Genomic DNA, 22,360 nt, shown 5'->3' on the forward strand with positions numbered 1-22,360 from the left:
CTGCCAACTCGGCAGGGTTTTTTTATACTTCAACGCAAGGATTTGAGAATAGAAGTCATTTATAGGGAACGTTCCAACTATGTTTTCGTATTTATGTATAAAACCCGCAATTAGGGTAGTGTATCGTTTCAAAATTGGATCTATCTCAACTATGAGTGCTTGAAATAAGGGACAAACTAGGAATTTAATGTGGCTTATGTTATTTTGCAATCGTTCCCAATTTAAAATATTTAGGTAAACTGATGTCTTTAGCACCATATCTTTCTGTCTGTGGAGGTATTGAAAATATCACCCGCACTCTGCTTACAGAAAAAGATCTTATGATAGAAGTTCGGGATAACGGTTTGGTTCAGGATTCTGATTTGATTCAAACCCGAGAAGTAGTTCAAGGTGAAGTTCAGTTAACATTTTCTCGTCCCATGAATTTAAACCGTCGAGACTTGCTGGAAGTCGGCGAGGCGATTTCTGCTCAGCAACGTAATCGTTTTTCTACTTTTCAAGCTCCTGTAGAGTGTGAATATCGCCCGGCTTGGCACATCTCCCCACCTATGGGCTTACTCAACGACCCGAATGGATTTATTTATCATAATGGCGCTTACCATCTGTTTTATCAGTGGTATCCGTACAGCTGTGAACATAAAGATAAACACTGGGTACATTTAACGAGTCAGGATCTGGTTAATTGGGAGTGGGATTCTGTTGCTCTGACTCCATCTCTTTGGTGTGACAGCCACGGTGTGTTTTCTGGACATGCGTTGAGTCAGGGTGAAGAGTTGATGTTGTTCTATACGGGGAATACACGCATAGGACAAGAGCGAGACCGACAAACCACTCAATGTTTAGCAACTTCTCGTGATGGGATGAACTTTACCAAACATGGTCCGGTGATTGACGCTCTGCCGCCTAATGTCACGCCTCATATTCGAGATCCAAAAGTCGTGCGTCACAATGACAAGTGGCTAATGTTACTTGGTGCGCAGACAACTGAGCTTAAAGGCCGCCTCGCGATTTACCAGTCTGAGGATCTCTACCAATGGGAATTCATTGGTTTGTTTGGTGAAGAGATGGGGGATTTTGGGTATATGTGGGAATGCCCGGATCTGTTTAATTTGGATGAACAGATGTTTGTGGTGATTGGTCCACAAGGTATCCCATCTTTTTCTGAATACAACACCATTCCTCATCACAACGGTATTGTGAAAGCCGATTGGCTTGAGGGCAACGGCCTGAAAATGGGTGATTTTCAGCATTTAGACTTTGGCTTTGATTTTTACGCGCCACAAACCATGCTAACGCCGGATGGAAGACGAGTGATGTGTGGTTGGATGGGGTTGCCTGATGAGGTTGATCAGCCAAGTCGTGATAACGGCTGGGTGCATCAGCTTACAGCGATGAGAGAAATAACTTATCGAGATGGTACTCTATATCAGTGGCCAATTGCGGAGATGGAATCCCTGATTGAGTCTTCTTCTGAGCTCACACTTAACTCAGATGGGATGAGCATCGGAACGAAGTGTTTTGACCTGACGATTACGCTAGAGTGGGGTGATGCACTGAACCTGTTTGAAAGCGCTGAGCAGAAGTTCGTTTTACAAGCCGACGCTGAAAAGCGCTGTTTGGTTATGGATCGCTCTCAAACGTTGAACCGCGCGCAAGATACGATTCGTGAGCTGCCATTAGACAGCGAACGTATTGAGCTGCGTATTCTCGCCGATAACTCTTCGGTTGAAGTGTTTGTAAATGGTGGTGCTGCGGTCATGACGTCACGTGTGTTTACCGACAAAGATGCAATGCGAATCTCAATACAAGGTGATGAGAAAAAAGCAACTTTACACCGATATAAAGCGGCGAAAGCGCCATTTAGCCAGGCATAAGCCATGACGTCTACAAAAATCCCCGCTAGTGCGGGGATTTTGCTAATGGTCATTTGTTTTAGACCTTAAATGTAAGCGAGCAAGGCTTCTTGAGTCGGTAATGCTGTCATCGCCCCTTTTTGAGTCGTGGCTAACGCACCGCAGCCATTCGCCCAATTTACTGCAGCACGAATAGTGTCTTTATTCGCCCATTCTGCTTGCTGAGCTAACTTAGCGAGCAGGCCACCAACAAAGGCATCACCAGCCCCCGTCGTATCGACAGGTTTAACAGCTTGACCAGAGATCAGCTCTTGCTCTTCGGCAAATACGACCAACGCACCTTTGGCACCTTGTGTGATTAATACAAGTGTATTACCGAAAGGTTTGATCGCTTCCAGACCAGACTCTAATGAATCCGTATCGGTTAAGAAAAGCAGTTCATCGTCAGAGAACTTCACCACGTCAGCGAGTTCGATGGCCTGGCGTACCACTGGTTTAAGTTGACTTGGGTCTGCCCACACTTCTGCACGAAGGTTAGGATCAAAGCTGACAAAACCGCCGGCTGCTTTAATGTCTTGCATTGCTTTTAGCGTACTACTACGGCTTGGTTCGTTTGCCAGAGCAATAGAGCAGACATGTAACCAGTCCCCTTGTGAAAAGTCGGGAATATCTGCAGGCAGCAGGAACTGATCTGCACTTGGCTTTACCATAAACGTAAAGCTGCGTTCGCCTGAGTCATCCAAATCCACGATAACGGTTGATGTCCGATGATCTTCATCAAGCAACATAAAGTCGGTGTTTACAGACTCGTTTCTGAGCGTTTCTTTCATAAATCGACCTAACGGATCGAGTCCAACGCGACCAAAAAACGCAGTGTTACCACCTAAACGCGCTATAGCTACCGCAACATTAGCGGGTGCGCCGCCTGGGCATTTTAGATACGTGCTTTCGGTATCCGGAATCAAATCAACGACCGCATCTCCAGTCACCCAAATTGTGCTCATAACTTATCCTTTAAACTACATAGAATCACTGAGAGTATTTTTAGCTAAAACGATTTAGCTAATCAATTAAAATTCATTTAGGAGAGTGAAAATAGGCAATGATTGTGATCTAAACCATGCAATGGGGAAGCTAAGTAGCAATCATGGTAGCAAAAGGGATGGTTTTCACTATTTACACAGGTATCATGGCCCGCAACGTAGTTAAGTTATTATCGGAACACGTTAATCTAAGAGAACCACTTAAAATTTAGAGTGTTATGAACACCTTTTGACGTTATGTTGATCCGATAGATTTAGGCGTCAGTCACCACGGCAGGTTAATTTGAAAAAGAAAAAACTGAAGTTGGCGGATATTGCAGAACTCGCTGGAGTATCTAAATCCACGGTCAGCTTCGTCCTTAATGGCCATGCGAAGAAGCATCGTATTAATGAAGAAACGGTGAAACGAGTTCAAGCAGTGGTCGATGAATACAATTACGCACCAAGCCTCTACGCCCGAGCGCTTAAGGCAAATCGTACTTATACCTTAGGTCTCGTGATACCTGATCTAGCCAATATGGGATTTGCTACGACAGCTAAATTATTAGAGCAGCGGGCCCGTAGCCATGGCTACCAGCTTTTAATCGCTTCTTCGGAAGATAATCCTGAGCTCGAGAAAGCCGCAGTTCAGAGTCTACTAGAGAGGCAAGTTGATCTGTTGATGGTCGCGACAGCGATGACTGAAGATACGTTTTATCTTGAAATCACTCAAGAGACCCCGGTAATACTTTTTGACCGTATTTTTGAGTCTACCTCGTTAACCACGATCAAAACTGATGCATACAGCGCCACGCGACAAGTGGTAGAAAAACTTTGTCAGCAAGCAGAAGAATGTGCGTATTTAGGCGGGCAATTAAATCTTTCACCAAGTAAAGACAGATTCTCGGGCTATCAGGCAGCGTTGCAAGCAACTGGCATTGAGCTGGATTTGGCTATGGTCAGGCATAAGGACTATCAACCTGAATCTGGTTATGCAATGTTGCAGGAGATTCAACAAGATATTGGGCGTCTACCGACAAGAATATTTGTTGCTTCTTATTCCATTCTGGAAGGCGCTCTGCGCTATCTGACGGAACATCGGTTGCTAAATGAAAATATAAAAATAGCCACATTCGATAATTCAGCAATGTTGGACTGTTTGCCGATAAAAATTGATTCAATTGAACAAGATTGCGAACTTATCGCCCAAACCTTATTTGAGCAAGTCACTGCGCTAGTTGATTCGCCAGACCGTCAAGCGGAACATCTGACTCTTCCTGCAAAATTACACTATCGTTAGGGTCATGCTAGTAACTTAACGACTCTTATAGGGTCATTCCAGCGAGCCTTAGCGAGACTAGGAATCTAGTATCATCACGCTGAGAATATAGTGAAATACCTTTGACAACAAAGTGCTCGAATAGAAGATCCTGAATCACGCTCCTTCGTCGCTATCCAGGATGACGGTTGATTGAAATAAACTGTTTGCTGTTAAGTAAATGGCACTAACTGTTAGGGTGGCTCTCTTTGTATTAAGAGAGCGATAAAGTGTAACTGAGCAGCAAGGGCAGGGTCAGGACACTGAAAAAATTGCCAAATAACACCATCGAAGCAACTTTCATTGGTTCTATATTCAGCCGCTCTGCGAATAAATAATTCATAACGGCAGGCGGTAACATGGTGAAAAGTACCATCATCTGTAACTGCATGGTCGGCAGTGGAATGAACCAGTAGATTAACGCAAACGCGACTGCTCCCGTTGCCAGTGATTGTACTGTACAGGTCACACCAATTTTTAGGCCATCCAAGCGTAAGTTACACATCTGTGCACCAAGAGACAGTAACATGACAGGTACAGCCGCTTGGCCTAACAAGGCGGTTGCTTCATATAAGGGAGTCCACGCCCCGATTCCCGATAAGTTCAAACCTAATGCGAGAGAAGCCGAAAAAAATATTGGCATTTTGATGATCTGCTTCAGCGGATTCCCGTTACTCAGTAGTATTACCCCTAAACTAACATGCAAACAAGCTGAAACAACAAACAGCAAAACCGCTGAAGAAAGCGCAACATCTCCGAATGTGTAAGTAAATAGAGGGATAGCTAAGTTGCCACTGTTACGAAACATGTGTGGGGGCGCCCAGGCTTTAAAGGTTAACCCAGTCGCTTTACAGATAGGTATCATAAGTAAACCCGGGGCTAAAACAGCGATAACGGCGGCGAAAAGAAGAGGCCCCTGATCAGCATCAAGCGGCATGCTGACAAGCGAAGAAAATACCAAAGCAGGGGTAAATACATCAATGTTGATTCGATTGATTGGGCGGAAGTCGGGTTTGATATGACGCCCCACAAGATAACCTACGCCAACAAGAGCAAATACAGGAAAAAGAATATTAATGACTTGATTTATCATGACCGCTCTTAAATAGATGGTAAAAAATTAGTTACTAAATGAACTTAGATTCACATTATCAACCTTTGTATGGTGAGTCATCGTAAAACAGCGAGAACCTTGGGGTGAATCAAGCTTTAAAACGGAGAACTGGCGCTTGCTAGCTATATGGCAGAACTATTTGATTAGGTATCCAGTTACATATAAATCACTGAAATACCGATAAGTTTTATGTCAGAGGTTTGTAATTTAGTCTATAGCTGACATATTTATTGAATAGTTTTATATACCAAATTAATAAGATTTATTGGTTAATATGACTGCTTGTAATTTGTATTTAAGGATTCTCTAAATAAAAAGCGTTAAAATGTCGGCATTTAACAATAATTTATCCATCTGTAATCCATTTATTCATAAAGAAAAAAGTTGGCGAAAATCATAAGCTTGTCATACACTTCCTGATGTAACCCCGATATGTTGTTGAATTGGTAGGGTAAAACTGCTCTGGCGCTACACTAGGTAGCATTGTTAAACATAGCTTTGAGGAAAGTTTTATGGCGCTCACAAAAGCCGAATTGGCAGAAAACCTGTTTGATAAATTGGGATTTAGTAAACGGGACGCCAAGGAAACGGTGGAAGTGTTCTTTGAAGAAATTCGTAAGGCACTGGAAAGTGGCGAACAGGTAAAACTGTCAGGTTTTGGAAATTTTGATCTTCGTGACAAGAACGAACGACCTGGTCGTAACCCGAAAACCGGTGAAGATATTCCAATTACTGCTCGACGTGTCGTTACCTTCCGCCCGGGCCAGAAGTTGAAAGCTCGCGTAGAAAGTCTTAAGAAAGAACAGTAAAACAATCAAATCGATCACGGCCTGATCGTGGTCATTTGTTATGTGTGCATATAGTGTCGGCATACAAAAGAAAACCACCGCAATGCGGTGGTTTATTATTTTCAGAGAAGATGTTTTGCTAAGCAGCTTCTAAATGCGTGGTTAAGTAAGGCTGCCATGCCTGTTGGTACAAGTTCTTCGCTTGACTGCGCATGGTTCTTACTGATGCCATTTCAAACTCAGTCAGGCTACGTTTTTCCATTATCGCTTGTCGTTCAAGTTTCTGAATTTTCTCATATAGGTCGTGTTCCGGGCCGTTTTTCACATCCGCAATAGCTTTCAAATGTATTTGAACTTCTGCGACAAGATTGGTTTTAGGTAGACGAACCAGTAGGTTTAAATCTCGGTAACCTGATGGGCCAGGCTTTTTAAATCGATTTTTGACGTTAACAATCGTCGTTTCACGTTCCAGTGTTTCGTATATCGAAACTAAACTTGCCACATCTTCCGCCACAATTGTCGCTCGCGCCAGATCGGTAATGCGCTCAACCTGACCGTCCAGTTCGTGGGAAATTTTTTCTTCTGCTCGTTGTTTGGATTTTACGCCGGCAAAGTAGGGTTGGGCGTCGTTGAGAAGGGCAGTGCTTTTACAGATGGTTTCAAGCTCAAATTGCGCTTGATGTGCTTTGCTATAAAGAATATCGAAATCCGAATAGGGTTGAGTTGGGTTTGTATCTAGAGTCTGAATACCATACAAACCACTAAGGCTATGTTTGAATAGTTTTGAACAAACTTCGTTTTGACTGGTGGAACGATTTTGCTCGTTACTTGGAGTACTAGGAATTGCGGCGAATGCGGGTGCACGGCTTAGTACCAAAAGCATCAATGCTGTTGTACGGAAAAATAAGCTCATTCACTCTCCTTAACTTACTTGCACTTAGATAATGGGGAACAAAAAGGTCGCTAAGTTTGGCAAATTAGGTTGCTATTCATTAATGGGAGTTAATTGGAAGATCCCAAGGTTAATGCGTATGTTTATAGTGAAATTATGCACTAGATCACCATTTTACTTTTCATTATTCTGTTAATTAAGCGTCAGAATCGTTTTCTAAAGCATGAAATCATCCTAGCATTTGCGTATTAACTAAAGATGAACAGCATAGACAAATTCGGAAAAATCATTAGTCTTATCCCACAAAATGAAAATCAGCTGACAAGTAGAAAGTAAAATGAGAGACCCAGAATTTTGGCACAACAAATGGGCCAGCAACAAAATCGGATTTCACCTGGAAGATGTAAATCCATTATTGCCTCAGCACTGGCACCATACGAACCCAAAACGCGAAGACACGGTGTTGGTTCCGCTCTGTGGGAAGTCCGAAGACCTTGTCTGGTTGGCAACCAAACATGACGAGGTTACTGGCGTCGAGTTAAGCCAAATTGCGGTACGTGCTTTCTTCGCTGAGCACTTTTATACACCGACGGTAACGCAAATAAGTGGCATGCATGAGTTGTATCAGTTTGATGAACTCTCAATTTATACTGGTGACTTTTTTAGTGCTCCTGTTGCTCAAGCCGATATCGTTTATGATCGCGCCGCACTGGTAGCACTGCCGCAAGAGATGCGAGAAGAGTACGCTACCCGTTTAAAACAGCTTCTTAAGCCGGGAGGTCGTATTCTGCTTGTGACACTAAACTACGCTCAGGAAGAGATGGCGGGTCCTCCATTTAGTGTGCCGGTAAACGAGATAGAACAGTTGTTCTCAGGTTACAAAGTCACTTGCCTGAATGTTGATGAAGCGAATGAAGAGCACCCGAAAATTGCTAAGCAGGGGCTGAGTCGTTTTTCTGAAGAAGTGTACTTAATCGAAGCGCTGTAACTTTTAATGCAGTAGTTCGTTACTTGCCCAGAGATACGAAAAAGCGCAGCTAACTATTTAGTAACGTACTAGTAGTTGCTGCGCTTTTTGTTATGTTAGAAGCCTAAACAGGGCGCTTAGTAAATGATATTTACTTTAGATGCGTTTTCTACAGCATCCTGCACAGACTTTTCTGTAGTCTTGCGACGAGTAAGTACGACACCTAAACGACGACGTCCATCGATTTCAGGTTTGCCAAAGAGGCGAACTTGAGTTTGTGGCTGTGCCAATACTTCAGACAGGTTATCGAAACGAATATTCGTTGAAGTGCCTTGTCCCAGGATAACTGCTGATGCAGAAGGGCCGTATTGGACGATTTTGTTAATTGGCATACCTGTAAACGCACGAACATGAAGCGCGAACTCAGACATTTCCTGTGAAATCATGGTTACCATGCCAGTATCGTGTGGGCGAGGAGAAACTTCGTTAAAGATAACTTTGTCACCTTTCACAAATAGCTCCACACCGAAAATGCCGTAACCACCCAGAGCATTAACCACTTTCTCAGCAGTGAACTCAGCCGCTTTTATCGCGTTCTCAGACATCTCTTGTGGTTGCCAAGATTCACGGTAGTCACCATCTTCTTGGCGGTGACCGATTGGAGCACAGAAATGTACGCCATCAACTGCACGTACTGTTAGTAGCGTGATTTCGTAATCGAAATCGATAAAGCCTTCCACGATCACTCGGCCTGCGCCAGTACGACCGCCTTCCTGTGCATAATTCCACGCTTTTTCGATGTCGTCTTCTGTTTTGATAACGCTCTGGCCTTTACCAGATGAACTCATCACTGGTTTAACGACACATGGGATACCCACGAATTCTACTGCTGCTTTGAAATCGTCGTAGCTATCTGCAAATTTGTAAGGAGAAGTGGCAAGATCAAGCTCTTCTGCTGCTAAACGGCGAATGCCTTCGCGGTTCATTGTGAGTTTAGTCGCCTTTGCAGTTGGAACTACATTCAGGCCTTTCTCTTCAAGCTCAACCAGTTTGTCGGTCGCGATAGCTTCAATTTCCGGTACCACGTAAGCTGGTTGTTCTTTGTTGATGATCTCTTCTAAAGCTTGGCCATCTAGCATATCAAGCACGTAGCTGCGGTGAGCGACTTGCATCGCCGGTGCATTCGCGTAACGGTCACAAGCGATGACTTCTAAACCAAGTCGTTGGCATTCAATTGCTACTTCTTTACCAAGTTCGCCTGAGCCTAAAAGTAATACACGGGTAGCATTCGCGCTAGTTGCGGTACCGAACATATTGTTCCCTTACAAAATAAAGTGATGAGACAGAATTTTCAGGGGATCATACTGAATTTTTCTCGCAAAGCAAACGTTTGCTCCCGGGTTTTTCACAATAAAAAAGCTCTACATATTGTAGAGCTTCTATCAACATTATTGTCAGTGTTATACGTTAACGAAACTGAGCGGAATATCCGGATTCAAAGCTTCTAACGTCGATTGTGTATCGGCTAAGTGGCTAATCTTGCCTTCAGAATTTTCTACCAAAGCCGCTGCCGTAATTTTATCGAACGTTTCGCCAGCCAGAAGCACCTGAATCAGCGCAACTTGCAGAGGAGGAAGACTTGGGTTGAATGCGGCATTTTCTGCGTAGGCACCCTGAATAATACGCCCATCAGCAAGCACTAATGCTAAGCCGCTTAGGTTGTTCGTGTATGGGGCATGACTCATGTTCATTGCATCAACGGCTTTTTGAATCAATACATCGTCATCATCGCATCCGAACTGATGTTTCACGTCTGCCATTAAACCAGATGTGATCCCCAGATCAGCAGGGCCAAACGCTTCAGGAAGATATTCGTGCAGCGATTTTTCTTCACGCTCTGGCAGTTGTACCTTTAATTCTTTCGCAGTAGACAGCTCATTCATGAACTGACGGCAGTGGCCGCAAGGGCTGAAGTTAATTGTAATGTCTTTTAGACCACGTTCGCCTTTCATCCAGGCATGGCTGATTGCAGATTGCTCTGCGTGAACGGTTTGACCTAACTGAACACCAAGGAATTCCATGTTTGCACCGAAGTAAAGGCGACCTGAGAGACCACGAACAATTGCGCCAACGTAGAATTCAGAAATAGGAGCGTAAGAATAGGCTGCAGCAAAAGGAAGTAGAGCAACACGTAGCTCTTTATCTGATAGACCAGTAGCGGAAAGTAACTGCTCGAACTGCTGAACTGAAAGAGTGGCATCAAAATCGTCGGCTAGGACGATAGGAGCAAGTAGGTTTGAAAGTGCTTCAGGAGCGTTTGATAGCGCTTGTTCAATGCGACTTTTCATGTTGAATCCTTGTTATTGCATGGACAGTTATTCTATGCAAAGGAGAGAAATGTTCCGTGCTTTTGATCACGTTTGTCAATGCAATAATAAATCACGTTACATAATTAGAGTGATGTCACACATGTATTCGATTGCACAGCTGCTGAGTGTTATTTCCGTCTCATAAATATATCAACTCATGCACATATACCCAAGAAATGGGGTAGTGAGAGCGCTTGCTAATGAGTCGCTTCGGCTTTTACGGTTTGAACATTAGACGAAGGGGAAGGGAGAATGAGTCTAGCGGCCTACCAGAAGAATAGACAGGCCGCTGATACTTATTATTGATATAGCCAGACCGCCAGAGCGAAAAAGCTTGGAGCCAGAATAGAAGTGATAATACCGCACAAGACTAATGCCAGAGATGAAAATGCTGCGTCAGCCGGTTGTTTCTCTACACAGGCTGCAGTACCAAGTGCGTGTGACACGGTGCCCATTGTAAGACCTCGGGCGATAGGATGCTTAATGCCAATTAGGTTATAGATTGGGTAGGCGACGATGGCACCCAGCAAACCCACGAGTAGAACTAAGATCGCAGCAACAGCGGCTTCACCACCGAGGTGACTGGAGATTTCCATTGCAATAGGGGTTGTTACGGATTTACCAACCAAGCTGGCGATCAAACTAATCTCAGTATGGAATGCAACGGCGATTAAGGTTGTCGTCAGCATTGACATCACGCTACCCAGAACACAAGCGAGGGTAATGATACGCCAGTTTGCTTTGATTTGCGGAAGCTGTTCGTAAAGTGGATAAGCAAGTGCAACGACCGCAGGCTGTAGTAAGAAACTAAATATCTGGTTGTCGGCGTAGTAAGTGTCAAACGGCACGTCCAAATAGGTTAACAACGGGATAATGACCGCAATACTGATAAGTAGCGGGTTTACAAGCGGATGATTTGCCTTGACCGCAATTTTCCGGGCGATAAAGAAAACGACAATAGTGAGTAAAATCCACATATCAGTGATTCTCCTTAAGCAAGTAATCCAACAGCCACGCAAGGCTGACCATAACGATCAGGGTACCACCTATCGCGCTAGCTAGAATTGACAAGGCGTTAGCGAATAAGAGGTCGAAATGCTGCATGAGGCCGACACTGATTGGGACAAATAACAAAATCATGTAGCGAATAAACAGAGTCGCGCCGGGTTTGACCCATTCCACTTTGACGATGCCAAGCACCATACTCAAAAACAAGATGATCATGCCGATGACACTACCCGGAACGGAAGCGTCAGTGAACTTTTGGATAGTAACCCCGATACCAAGCGATCCCATGATGAGAAAGAGGGAAATAAGCAATTGAACCAGTTGTAAGAATCGATCTTTTATCATTTTGATAGCATATAGAAACGACAAGTGCACCTGACGGTGCCCTTGGATAAGTAATAAAACTAAGAGGCTAGGCTCTCGACGTAACGATAAACGGATTTTAATAGTGCGATTTTCTTTTCGTCACTTTCATGTTCGTGAACTAAGTTTTCTAAATTCATCATGTACTCTTCGATTTGGCTTTCAAAGATTTCACGGCAGTGTAGTGCCCAACGTCTTTGTTCTTGCTCATCGAGAGTGCCTGGGAAATTCCGCGCACGGTAACGGAACAACAATGGTTTAATGCGTTTATCATCGAACTCAATATCCAGAGCCGCCAGATTATTCGGATCGGTTTCACGAATGATATCCATCGCTGCGCGATCCGCAGGCGAGAAGAACCCATCATAAAGCTGGGTATCCACATCATCACTCTTTTCAAACGTGCGCTCGACGGAAAACAGGCTGATCAGCTTTTCACGAATCTCTGGATGCTGGCGAAGCAGTGCAAGATTGTTCAAGCACTGCTGACGGTCAATACCAATCGACTCCGCGTTTTCAGCCGTCAGTGTTTTAGCCGGAGCGAGAATAGGGCACTTGTTCAGGTGCACGAGTTTGACGGGTACTGGCAATAAATCTCCGAGATCTTCACGTTTGGTGTACAACCTTTCATGAAGCTCTTCGGCTGATAACTCAAGAATTGGCTGCGGATCTTTCGCTAAATCAATCGTGATTACCGCGTTGTTATTCGTTGGGTGCCAGGCAACCGGTACAATCCAGCTTGTGTATTGGCACTCACGTCCTAACATGCCTGATACATGCATCAGAGGCGTCATATTGACGATATCAACCAACTCATTCAGCTTACGTTTTTGACGCATCGAGAAGAAGTACTCAAACAGCTTAGGCTGCGCGGCTTTGACTTTTTTCGCCATCTCGATCGTCGCGATAACGTCAGCCATTGCATCATGCGCGTTGCTGTGTTCGATACCATTGGCAACAGACAAGTGCTCTAACTTAAAGCTCGTGAATCCGTCTTCGTTTTCTGGCCACTCAATACCCTCTGGACGGAGAGCATGGCAAGCACGCATGACATCAAGTAAGTCCCAACGCGAGTTACCGTTCTGCCAGCTCCATGCATAAGGATCAATGAAATTTCGGTAACACGTATAACGCGTCACTTCATCATCAAAACGAATACTGTTGTAACCCAAACTCGTGGTGTTCGGTTTGGACAACTCAGCATGAATTTTAGCGATAAACTCCGGCTCAGAAAGACCTTCCTGAACGGCCTTTTGAGGGGTAATGCCTGTAATCAAAGCAGCTTCAGGAGAAGGGAGATAATCAGCAGGTGGCTGGCAATACATAACTAAAGGTTCGCCGATGATATTGAAGTTTTCATCTGTGCGAACACCAGCGAACTGACTCGGACGATCTTTAGCGGGGTTTGTACCCCAAGTCTCGTAGTCAAAGAAGAAAAAAGTGGGCTGATTGTCTTGGCGCATTCTGCTTACCGTTTGCGGAACCGAAGAGAGTATTAGACCATTCAAAGCCTTAACTCGCAACGAAAGATGCAAGGTAAAATTGTGAATATGAAAAAGCAGATAGGTGACCATCGGCTTGATTTTTGTTGAACGGCTTTAAGAGCAATTTACGGGTTAAGAGTTAACCTTTTAAATGGTGAGTTATAGGTTTTATATCTACCGTCTCAAAGTTTCCAAACTACGATGCATTCTGGATAGGTCGTATTTCTCATTACATTCTTTGAACTAAGCAGCTTTTCAATAATTAACTATTATTAGGAATCACCAACTCACCGATTATGCGCTCAAGCTACTATTGAAAGACCGCATGATAGCGTAACAAAAGACGCCTATAAGCCGTCTGATAAGCGTTAGGCGCTATTTTTAGTTCGGTATTGTGCCAAGGTTTGGAGGGATCTGTTCATGCGTAAAATTAGAGTCATCGAATTTGTTAGTCTCGACGGAGTTGTACAAGCTCCAGGTGGCCGAGATGAGGATAGTTCTGGTAATTTCGCTTACGGTGGTTGGACAGTCCCATACTTTGATGAGTTCACTGGGAAAGTAATGAGCGAGCAAATGTCATTGGACAGAGTAGAACTGCTCCTTGGCCGGAAAACCTACGAAATATTCGCAAGCTATTGGCCACACCACGCTGAAGGATGGCCTGGAATAAATGAAGTCAAAAAATATGTTGTGTCCCACAACGCAGAATTAGATTTGAGTTGGGAGAATTCAGAGATTCTTTCAGGTGATATCGCCCGAAAGCTTCATGAACTTAAAAATGATGACGGCCCAGATCTGCATGTTTGGGGTAGTAGTAATCTAGTTCAAACACTTCTTAAGAATGATCTAGTAGATGAATTATGGTTAAAGATTTTTCCAGTTACTCTTGGTTTTGGTAAGCGTCTATTTGGTAACGGAACGATGCCATTAGCATTCAATCTGATAGATACGAAAATTTCTCCACTAGGGGTGATAGTAGCCAAATATGAACGCGCCGGTGAAGTGCAAACAGGCTCGTTTTGAAATTAGCGCTTTGCGTTCGTGCCAGATTGTAGATTTCCCCTATAAGCGTTTAAGGCGGCGACTTGTGTCGATATTGGCACAACTATATGAAGTGCGTCGATTTTATTTGGCTGCAACGTCAGTGTTCAGCACAGCTGGTTTAATATGCATCATCGTTTTTATATATGCTTTGGTGAACTGCATGACTGGCGAACTTACAGAGATGGCAATATCAAGCTATTTGGGTTGGCTTTTACTATTAATAGTCGTATATCCGTTCCTGCTTGTGGGTGTGAGCATGTATTTCTACGATATACAGAGAAAGAAAGCACAGCGCTGGCTAAGCGGGGTAAGTTTAATTTTGGCCGTCTTCCTGTTTTACATGCATATGCAGACTGAAATCATTTACGGTAGAGAGTTGTTAGAAGCTTGGTATAAGGCACACCCACAAGACCGCCCTTAATGAGCGCAGCAAAGCGGGTAACACCTTTCGCAGACCCATTCCCCCAAACACATCACGCCGCTACATAAGAAGGTTACGCGATAACCTGAACCTACCTCACTGGCAAACTCACGATTTCCGCCGCAGCATTTCTACCACCTGTTCAGAACTAGGCACGATGCCGCACGTTACCGAAAAAATGCTCGGGCATGAGTTGGTCGGCGTAATGGCAATTTACAACAAACATGACTGGCTATCAGACCAAAAAGAAGCGTACGAGAAGTTCGGAGAAGCGTTGTTTGCGCAAGTGCAAAAGGAATTAGATCACGAAAAAGCTTTTGTTATTTGATTGCTCCTAGAGATCATTAAGCTACTGACTATACTTAGAACTTGTGAATGATAAGCGGCTTGATAATGGAAGAAAAGACGGCTCTAAGTCGCTTTATAAGCGTTGTACCTGTTTTTTGTACAATTCTCTGCATGGTTGTAGAGTTCACAAAGGCTAGGTTTGAATGGTGGTGTCATGGTTTTTAGTGAAAGCGTATTTATCACGCAATATAATTTTAAAAAAATCATACCAAAACAATTTCCTGATGGTATGTATAAGAATATCTCGGACTTGATCCAGTATACAAAGATTAAAAAGATATTTAATGAACATGAACTACATCAATTTGTAAGGCTGTGGTCAATACTCGAGAATCCTGAGTTTCTTGTACAACATTATGTCAATTCAGTAGATAAGGATCGCCCTGAAGTCTACAACAGCTATCATACCGATAGAAATTGTATCGAGCTTAGAAAGAGTTACCTTGATTACACGATTAACCATAATGACCGAAACGTGAGAGAATCAGTAAGCTCTAAAATAAGGTACGCGTTTCATAATTACACTTATGGTAGTAATAGTTCAACTCATTTGCGATTTGACTTTATAGAGCAGAGAGTTATTCAATTTAACGAAAATGGTGTTGTACAGAGTCAACACTCTATCCCAACGGATTTGTACAATGAAGTAACCCGGATTAACAACCAGCACGGAAATATCCTAGGCCACCTTTTTGATATAATCCCCAACAGTGGGATGTTCTCCTATCAAAATCTTTCATTAGATAACGTCGAATCAGCAATCAACGAACTATTGGAGTGTAGTGAAAGGTTTAGAAATGCTGATGAGTTCACCCAAAAGAAGATTAATGACATTACGTATGCAGATATACATACACTGAAGGGAAAGCAAGGAGAAAAGGAAAAAATATGGGTGGGGAGTTATAAAGAGCCGCTATCAAACCTTATCCAAAGTTATTATTGGATAAAATTTAACCCTGATTTGTCTGTCGAAAAATCAGTGCTTGATAGCCTTGGCTTTAAGCCTTGTCGCAGGTGTATGCAAAACGCTGGGAACAAAGCATAACATAACATTTCGCTTGGCATTTTTCATTCCATCGTTGTGTGTTTACGGTACAACGGTTAAGACTAGGTGGTAGCGTTGCTCAGACCTGAATGCAGCAAGGTTTATCAGAGGAAATAGCAATACCGCACAACACAGAAGTTGGCGGTATTGTAGTTTTTGGGTGTTTTGTGTTGATAGGTTATTTCCCACCAGTTTTTAATAGCTTTACTATGCGAATTAGCCTTTCAATAGCCACTAAAATGAGCACAAAAAATTCGGTGTATTCACGCATTTCGTTTCTCCTTGGTTACCTTTAAATTGATACTATAAGTAGCTCAGGCATCTGTTAAACATGTTTAAAATCAATAAAAACAATGAATTATAAAAATGATCTGGGCGCAGTTGGCATTTGGCTGGATCAGGTTGGGATTTTGTTGGCATTTACTGGGCAAAAAAAATATTTTTTTGTTTTCTATGTAAAATGGGGGTTTGGTGAAGATTTTATCGATAGGTGTTAGAAAAAGTTTAACTAACTGTATAAGAGTGATTCGTAACGCGCGGCATTTTTACTAGCATTGTGTTTAAGGTGGTTTGAAGAAGCTTTGGTATTTCGTTGCTCACACATTAACAGTGCGTCATGTGCTAAATTGCTAGCTTTAATTATGAGAGTCAGGATATGGATGCTGCTAAAAAATTACTATCTAAATATCAATATGAAATTGAAAAGTTCATAGAGGATTGGCTTGATACGACTCTTGAATCAATTGATAGTCATCTTGAACAATGCATTGAAGAAGTAGCAGATAACTCGGGTATTCAATGGGCATATGAACTCAAGGATATTGATAGTAGGCGTAAATTTGTTCAAGAGTTGTGTGAAATTATCTCAGTTAAAGTATTTAATGAGATTCAACCTCTAGTAAAAAATAGTACTCGCAATCAAATTGCTCGTGATCTAGTTGATATGATTTCGCTTGAAGTGATCGAAGAAAATAATGCTGAACTAGTTGTTGAGTATTTAGGTAAAAAAGAATCAGCTCGTTTATTATCTGCTGGAATATACTCCTCCACTGATATTGAAGATTAAACTTTGATGGAGATAGCACCAATGGCTGAGCACATACAAGCTGTTTCTAAAGTTTTTAGCATCGTGGCATTTTCACAACCCTTTGCGTTTGGTGTTTAATGCGGTATGCAGCGACTTTGGTATTGCGTTTAGGGTGTTATGGTCCTAATTTCATGAGCTATAGAACACATAATTCATATGTTTCACTACATAAATTACCTACTGCATGTGATTATTAGCAACAAAGAATGAGTTAGGTTGTTGTTTTATGAGTGAAATGCAATTCAAAATCGATGGAAAGAAGCTTAAAGATGGTGTGCCATTACATACTGCGATCGCGGCTTTAGATAGCTTTCAGAAAATTGTCGATAAATCTTATATGGGGATTACAGGCCTAAAACGTATTACCGCCAAAGAACGAGAAAAGTACTTTCTGAATACCACCGAGATTAAACATGGTTCATTACTTACTAACTTCGATATAGTTTTGCAGGGGGTTCAGCTAGGCTTACCTCTATTTAGTGCTTATGGTCCTCAAAATATCTGGGATGCCACGAAAGATACTTTCAGCTTACTGAAGACAGTGTGTGGTGCTGTTCAAAAAGGTGAATCTCCTCAGTATGAATTCAATAATGACGGTGATGCATCCGTTCGAATTGGCGATGAGGTTCATCACTACCACGGAACTGTAATTCAAATAGCGCAAGCATCTTTACCAAATTTCCAAGATCTAGCTCATCTTGCTGGTGCAAACAAGCTTACAGAAATATCAGCAGGTAAATTGAATTCTGAGCACAAAGATATTTTCATTGGTTCTGAAGACTCGAAAATGTTTGATGTTCCAACAAAGCTTGAGCAAGAGGTTCGCGCGGTAAAGTGTGAAGTATTTGACTTCAATAAATACAAAAATGCAGGCAAATTGTCGGTATCCATCCTAGGGCAATACGTTCCAAAAGGAGAGTACAACTTTTCAATTTTTGGCAACCAAGATAACGTTGAGTACATTTATTCTATGCTTCAACCTGAAGTCGAGCTTAATTGTTTAATAGAGTTAGCAATTAGTCCGTTTGGTGGTGAAGAAATCCACAAACTCCATATTACTGGGATAAAGGCTAAAAACGTTTAAGAGCGATTAGTAACACCTGGCATTTTCAATTCGAGTCAACATTAGTTTTAAGGCACATTGGATTTAGTATGGGTTTCTGCGCCAGTGAAGTAACTGTATGTAATAACCCCCCCTAAACCCCAGCCTTAAACCCGCCTTCATGCTCTACCCATTCCATCACCGCTGCGCGTATCCAACGCAGCGGTGATTTGCTAATTGGCTCTGGGAAGTTGCGGTTCTTGCGCCAGGCGATGATGGTGGTTCGCTTCTTGTTGAAGAAATCCAATACCTCTTGATGGCACATGATCTTGTTGGAAGATTCTGGGTAACGCTCTGCGTCATAGGTAGGTTTTTCTGTTTGTTTCGCTGACTCAGCTACGAAAGCAGGAGCAGCGTAGGTGAAGTTCATCGGTGATTGATTAAAGTCAGAATAGTTCATTTCACAGAGTTCCTTGATTGGTTGATGTTGGCCGTTGGTCAACTGGTCACGTAAATTGGGTGGTGTACCCTTGATCGTTAGCCTGTCAGTTTCTGGGTAGTAGAACACACGTTCGCTTAGCGGCTGGCGGTCGAACTGAATTACAACTCGGCATGGTGGGGATTACCTGGAAGGCGTCTCCAGTTGGTTTTTTGGTTTTGTGGAGTTACTGGATAACGCACAATTTCGGTCGTTTCGTTTGTACCTTCTCGGGTTTCAAGCGCCAGTACCATCCCGTTCTCGACGGCTTAGCAGATTGGCTAGCTACAAACGCAATGCCGCAATGCTGACACTAATGGAAGAATTGAGAAGGAGTGGGTGGCTTAGTTGGAAAGGCAAGTCAAAGAGGCAGAGCCAATTGCTCTGCCTGCGCGTATCCGCCAACTCAAACAAGACTTTGTCCATTTTCGTTTCAGCCAGCTCAGCGTTACTTGCTGTTATGGGACGATATTTACTGTGTCTACGCCCATCAATGCACCGCCGCCAGCTTCTGGTAGGAAGTTACCTGTAAGGGTTGCAGATGTTCCTCCCTCATCTGGAGCAATTTCCATCGTCACAAAGTGGCAAACTAGATCATCAAATCCGTCTGGTATACCTTCTGGACCAGATTCATAGTTACCAGTAATGTCCTCGATACTACAAAGTAACTTGTCAGATTTACCCACTGTTTTGACACTTGCTGTGCCTAAGGCCAGAGTGCTTGTGTCGATAAGACTAACATCTAAACTTTCTGACCCAAGAATTGCAACAGGCGTAGCTCCGCCAGAGCTGAGGTTTATGCTGTTAGGATACCCTCCCGGCTTAATATCTATTGCAACCTCTGTTATACATTTATCGCAGATTGCATTAAGAAGTAGCATTTCCTCTTGTGGTGTTACCAAACCGAACGATTCAGACCAATCACCAAAATCAGTAAAGAATGGTATTACTTGCCCTGAATCGATACATGCGCTTGCTACTACAAGATCATCAGCGCCATCTTCATTCGTATCACCATCTAATCTAGCTATCCTATCAAGTTCTGGATCTAATTCTGCTTCGTAATATACTTTGAAAACACCAATTGGATCCCCTGAAACAAAACTAGCGGGTAAACCTGTGGCTATTGGGTGAGAGGAGTTTACGATATTAATCGTATTTCCTCCTAGAACGTCACCTGAAGGAACACTCCAATCAAGATCTTTAGTTGCGTTATTAAACAAGCCAAAGGTACCATCAAATAGTAACTCTGTTGCGTCAAACTCAGTAATTAGTTTACCACCACTCCTTACCCATGCTTCAATTTCAGAGCTGTGATTGGTAGCATCTAGGACACCATTTCTATTAATATAAAGTACGTCTAAGTTACTTAACGAACCATTTGAAATTGTTTGTGCGGTCTCCATAGTTACAGTATGTCCGTGATTCTCTAAAAATGTAGTAAGGTCTGTTGAATAATAGGAACCCAATAACCCAACATTTTTACTACAAATCAAACCATTATTTACATTAACTTCTTGCAAAAGTAAGTTTCGACTTTGTAAAACATCATCTGCATTAACTGAAGTGGCTTTTTCTTCTGCAACTAAAGGAGAGCTGCTAATAATTGCCAATACCGCTAACATCAGTGTTAATCTGGGAGTTTTCATATCTCTTCCTTACATAACGTGTTGATTATGTCCACAACCAAATATGTACTTCAAATCAACAATATATTTGTTGATTTTTATACTTAGAGTGTTCTCGGCTTAAGAGGATATTCGTCATCGTGAGTGTTTACCGAGATTGTCATATTTTCTCTATTTTATATTTATGACTACGGCAACTAATCTTGACTAACCTACCAACGCCGTACTGAGTATATGACAGTTAGAAAATTGGTGATCATTATAAATAAGAATGAAAATCAATTATTTCAGAAAAAATGAATAGTTCATTAAGCAAAAAGTAGTGCTCAGACTCCCTAAGTCATTGTTCATATTGATGCATAAATTAATATGGCTATTGATTCATATTAAGTGGTCTGATCAGATAAAAATTTTGTTCTTGATGGCTTGGTAAATTGACTGGCCACAATTCTGGTACTGATGGAAGAGGATTGAGAAGGAGAGTAGCATTTTCAGTTGAGCGTTGGGTCTTGTGTTTACGGTGTAATTGCTTAGGTTCAGGGGCAGTGTCGCTACCCCCTAGTGCGGCGTTATTATTCTTTTTCAAATTGACTCATTTGGTAGGGCGTCGCCCCCAAATCTGATAAAATCCAAGTCTTCCAGTAATCACGTTGATAGCACTGGATTTACCTAGGACTAGGAACTATTTTGACGAATAATGATATTTTACGCCGTGTACGTTATACATTTGATTTAAAAGACAATGTAATGACTGAAATCTTCTCTTTAGTAGACTTTAAAGTGACAGATGAACAAGTTACTAGCTGGCTGAAAAAAGAAGACGATGAATCTTTTGCTGAACTTAGCGACAAAGAGTTAGCTATATTTCTAAACGGTTTTATCAATTTTAAGCGTGGTAAACGCGAAGGTGAGCAACCTAAGCCAGAAGAGAAATTAAGTAATAATATTGTGTTCCAAAAGCTACGTATTGCTTTGAACTTAAAAGCTGAAGACATTTTAGAGATTCTGCAACTTGTAGATTTTCGTTTAAGTAAACATGAACTCAGTGCATTTTTCCGCAAGCCTGAGAATAAGCATTACAGAGAATGCAAAGATCAAGTTCTTAGAAACTTTTTACTAGGTCTCCAGCATCAGTTGCGTCCAAGTAGTAACGAATCATAACAAAGCTTTTTTGAGTGACGCCCAACGCTTGGCATTTTCAGGTCAAGGTTGGGTTTTGTGTCTATCGGCAGTGGTTTAGATTGGATGGTAGCGTTACTCACACCCTAATGTGGCTTATACCGCCGTTTGTGGTCGGGGTTTTCGATTTAAGCGCAGCACTTCTTGTATTTTTTACCGCTTCCACAGCTACATGGATCGTTTCTGTTCGGCGTTTTCTCAAATACAGTTGTCTTTGGTTTACTTAGTAAAGTGTCAAGTTCAACGGTATTTTCTGCTTGGCTTTCATCTACAGTGATGTTCGCGAAAATTGAATGCTGCTTAACAATCTCTTCGATCTCTGTTTTGCGTTGTTCAGTCGGCACTGTAATAAAAATTGGAGCCTCTTCACTGCCAACCTTAACATTTCGATTGACGTTATAGCCGGAAATTACATGGTTTTGTCGAGCGTCGATTCGACCTTTGAAAAACAGTTTGGACATGCTGGTACTCTTTTCTAATTGAGTAAAAATGAGCGTGGATTATACGTGTAGCGTTTAAATGATAAAGCTAAATTAGCAGTATTATGTGCAATTTGGCAGGTTTGACATAGAGCCAGTAATCTAAATGGTTTACTGGCTCTCAGAGAGTTTAGTTTTGAGCGTATTTAACTCTGATTTTGCTCTTAGCTACAGTTGAAAGGTTTAGGTTTTCAACAGCTGCTTTTGCTTCTGTCTCATCAGGCATTTCAACAAAAGCGAAGCCTTTTGATAGGCCAGTTTCTTGGTCTAACACTAAGTTGCACTCTGTTACTGTACCGTACGTTGAGAATAGAACACGGATTTCATGCTCAGTAATTTTTCGCTCTAAATTGCGAACTAGAAGTTTCATAATGATTGCCTAATATAAAATGCCTGCTAAGTGTGTCAGTTAATTGGTAACAAGCCAAGCA

23 protein-coding genes and 1 pseudogene are annotated in these 22,360 nt (G+C 42.3%); 11 read left to right on the plus strand and 13 right to left on the minus strand.

All coding sequences use genetic code 11. From position 1 onward, the window contains the following. The first annotated feature begins 242 nt into the window (after positions 1-242). Complete coding sequence (locus tag WJM94_RS01265) at positions 243-1,874, plus strand: glycoside hydrolase family 32 protein (protein WP_444492429.1); 1,632 nt, start codon at positions 243-245, stop codon at positions 1,872-1,874. Positions 1,875-1,939: 65 nt separating this feature from the next. Here WJM94_RS01265 and WJM94_RS01270 read toward each other — a convergent pair whose 3' ends face one another. After that, on the minus strand, positions 1,940-2,857 hold the full coding sequence (locus tag WJM94_RS01270; protein WP_444492430.1) for an aminoimidazole riboside kinase: 918 nt from the start codon (positions 2,855-2,857) through the stop codon (positions 1,940-1,942). Between the two features lie 322 nt (positions 2,858-3,179). On the opposite strand from WJM94_RS01270, the gene WJM94_RS01275 reads away from it, so the two are divergent. Continuing rightward, positions 3,180-4,175, plus strand: a complete 996-nt coding sequence (locus WJM94_RS01275; protein ID WP_444492431.1) for a LacI family DNA-binding transcriptional regulator — start codon at positions 3,180-3,182, stop codon at positions 4,173-4,175. Positions 4,176-4,407: 232 nt separating this feature from the next. On the opposite strand, the gene WJM94_RS01280 is transcribed toward WJM94_RS01275, so the two are convergent. Beyond that, entirely contained in the window at positions 4,408-5,286 is an 879-nt protein-coding gene (locus WJM94_RS01280; RefSeq protein ID WP_444492432.1) for an AEC family transporter, read from the minus strand. Between the two features lie 533 nt (positions 5,287-5,819). Between WJM94_RS01280 and ihfA the strand changes: the two genes are divergently transcribed. Next, positions 5,820-6,116 (plus strand): integration host factor subunit alpha, encoded by a 297-nt coding sequence (ihfA, locus tag WJM94_RS01285; protein ID WP_182032156.1) that lies wholly within the window; start codon positions 5,820-5,822, stop codon positions 6,114-6,116. Positions 6,117-6,234: 118 nt separating this feature from the next. Here the strand turns inward: ihfA and WJM94_RS01290 are convergent, their stop codons facing one another. Beyond that, positions 6,235-7,008, minus strand: a complete 774-nt coding sequence (locus tag WJM94_RS01290; RefSeq protein ID WP_444492433.1) for a phosphoribosylglycinamide formyltransferase — start codon at positions 7,006-7,008, stop codon at positions 6,235-6,237. A 316-nt stretch (positions 7,009-7,324) separates the two neighbouring features. Here WJM94_RS01290 and WJM94_RS01295 point away from each other — a divergent pair, with 316 nt between their 5' ends. Beyond that, positions 7,325-7,975, plus strand: a complete 651-nt coding sequence (locus WJM94_RS01295; RefSeq protein ID WP_444492434.1) for a thiopurine S-methyltransferase — start codon at positions 7,325-7,327, stop codon at positions 7,973-7,975. 116 nt (positions 7,976-8,091) lie between these two features. On the opposite strand, the gene purT is transcribed toward WJM94_RS01295, so the two are convergent. From purT to sbcB, 5 genes are all read right to left on the minus strand, one after another. Beyond that, the gene (gene purT, locus WJM94_RS01300; RefSeq protein ID WP_444492435.1) at positions 8,092-9,267 is read right to left on the minus strand and encodes a formate-dependent phosphoribosylglycinamide formyltransferase; all 1,176 of its coding nucleotides are present in this window, start codon (positions 9,265-9,267) and stop codon (positions 8,092-8,094) included. A gap of 147 nt (positions 9,268-9,414) precedes the next feature. After that, on the minus strand, positions 9,415-10,302 hold the full coding sequence (gene cdd / locus WJM94_RS01305) for a cytidine deaminase (RefSeq protein WP_444492436.1): 888 nt from the start codon (positions 10,300-10,302) through the stop codon (positions 9,415-9,417). A gap of 320 nt (positions 10,303-10,622) precedes the next feature. Beyond that, entirely contained in the window at positions 10,623-11,300 is a 678-nt protein-coding gene (locus tag WJM94_RS01310; RefSeq protein ID WP_444492437.1) for a CidB/LrgB family autolysis modulator, read from the minus strand. A gap of 1 nt (position 11,301) precedes the next feature. Further along, positions 11,302-11,676, minus strand: a complete 375-nt coding sequence (locus WJM94_RS01315) for a CidA/LrgA family protein (protein ID WP_444492438.1) — start codon at positions 11,674-11,676, stop codon at positions 11,302-11,304. A 59-nt stretch (positions 11,677-11,735) separates the two neighbouring features. Beyond that, on the minus strand, positions 11,736-13,157 hold the full coding sequence (gene sbcB, locus WJM94_RS01320; RefSeq protein ID WP_444492439.1) for an exodeoxyribonuclease I: 1,422 nt from the start codon (positions 13,155-13,157) through the stop codon (positions 11,736-11,738). 441 nt (positions 13,158-13,598) lie between these two features. On the opposite strand from sbcB, the gene WJM94_RS01325 reads away from it, so the two are divergent. From WJM94_RS01325 to WJM94_RS01350, 6 genes are all read left to right on the plus strand, one after another. After that, positions 13,599-14,201, plus strand: a complete 603-nt coding sequence (locus WJM94_RS01325) for a dihydrofolate reductase family protein (RefSeq protein ID WP_444492440.1) — start codon at positions 13,599-13,601, stop codon at positions 14,199-14,201. A gap of 181 nt (positions 14,202-14,382) precedes the next feature. Then, on the plus strand, positions 14,383-14,643 hold the full coding sequence (locus WJM94_RS01330) for a hypothetical protein (RefSeq protein WP_444492441.1): 261 nt from the start codon (positions 14,383-14,385) through the stop codon (positions 14,641-14,643). A 37-nt stretch (positions 14,644-14,680) separates the two neighbouring features. Then, the gene (locus WJM94_RS01335; protein ID WP_444492990.1) at positions 14,681-14,971 is read left to right on the plus strand and encodes a tyrosine-type recombinase/integrase; all 291 of its coding nucleotides are present in this window, start codon (positions 14,681-14,683) and stop codon (positions 14,969-14,971) included. A 174-nt stretch (positions 14,972-15,145) separates the two neighbouring features. Continuing rightward, positions 15,146-16,036 (plus strand): hypothetical protein, encoded by an 891-nt coding sequence (locus WJM94_RS01340; protein WP_444492442.1) that lies wholly within the window; start codon positions 15,146-15,148, stop codon positions 16,034-16,036. A gap of 655 nt (positions 16,037-16,691) precedes the next feature. Further along, entirely contained in the window at positions 16,692-17,102 is a 411-nt protein-coding gene (locus WJM94_RS01345; protein WP_444492443.1) for a hypothetical protein, read from the plus strand. 247 nt (positions 17,103-17,349) lie between these two features. Then, complete coding sequence (locus WJM94_RS01350; RefSeq protein ID WP_444492444.1) at positions 17,350-18,207, plus strand: fructose 1,6-bisphosphatase; 858 nt, start codon at positions 17,350-17,352, stop codon at positions 18,205-18,207. Between the two features lie 112 nt (positions 18,208-18,319). Here WJM94_RS01350 and WJM94_RS01355 read toward each other — a convergent pair whose 3' ends face one another. The 3 genes and pseudogenes from WJM94_RS01355 to WJM94_RS01365 all read right to left on the minus strand — a co-directional run bounded on the left by WJM94_RS01355 (position 18,320) and on the right by WJM94_RS01365 (position 20,292). Then, positions 18,320-18,625: a helix-turn-helix transcriptional regulator gene (locus WJM94_RS01355; RefSeq protein ID WP_444492445.1), complete on the minus strand. Its 306-nt coding sequence runs from the start codon at positions 18,623-18,625 to the stop codon at positions 18,320-18,322. Positions 18,626-18,649: 24 nt separating this feature from the next. Continuing rightward, positions 18,650-18,766, minus strand: a pseudogene (locus WJM94_RS01360) (nucleoid-associated protein); the annotation flags it as partial. Between the two features lie 335 nt (positions 18,767-19,101). Further along, positions 19,102-20,292 (minus strand): hypothetical protein, encoded by a 1,191-nt coding sequence (locus WJM94_RS01365; protein WP_444492446.1) that lies wholly within the window; start codon positions 20,290-20,292, stop codon positions 19,102-19,104. 666 nt (positions 20,293-20,958) lie between these two features. On the opposite strand from WJM94_RS01365, the gene WJM94_RS01370 reads away from it, so the two are divergent. Continuing rightward, positions 20,959-21,432 carry a DUF1456 family protein gene (locus tag WJM94_RS01370; RefSeq protein ID WP_444492447.1) on the plus strand — a complete coding sequence of 158 codons (474 nt, stop codon included), beginning with the start codon at positions 20,959-20,961 and terminating at the stop codon, positions 21,430-21,432. A gap of 146 nt (positions 21,433-21,578) precedes the next feature. On the opposite strand, the gene WJM94_RS01375 is transcribed toward WJM94_RS01370, so the two are convergent. Both WJM94_RS01375 and WJM94_RS01380 read right to left on the minus strand, forming a co-directional pair. Then, entirely contained in the window at positions 21,579-21,911 is a 333-nt protein-coding gene (locus WJM94_RS01375) for a PBPRA1643 family SWIM/SEC-C metal-binding motif protein (RefSeq protein WP_444492448.1), read from the minus strand. Between the two features lie 148 nt (positions 21,912-22,059). Continuing rightward, positions 22,060-22,299: an RNA recognition motif domain-containing protein gene (locus WJM94_RS01380; protein WP_444492449.1), complete on the minus strand. Its 240-nt coding sequence runs from the start codon at positions 22,297-22,299 to the stop codon at positions 22,060-22,062. Between the last annotated feature and the right edge of the window lie 61 nt (positions 22,300-22,360).

Origin of the sequence: Vibrio sp. YIC-376 (genome assembly GCF_052353105.1) — a bacterium.
In the GTDB taxonomy this organism is placed as follows: Bacteria; Pseudomonadota; Gammaproteobacteria; order Enterobacterales; family Vibrionaceae; genus Vibrio.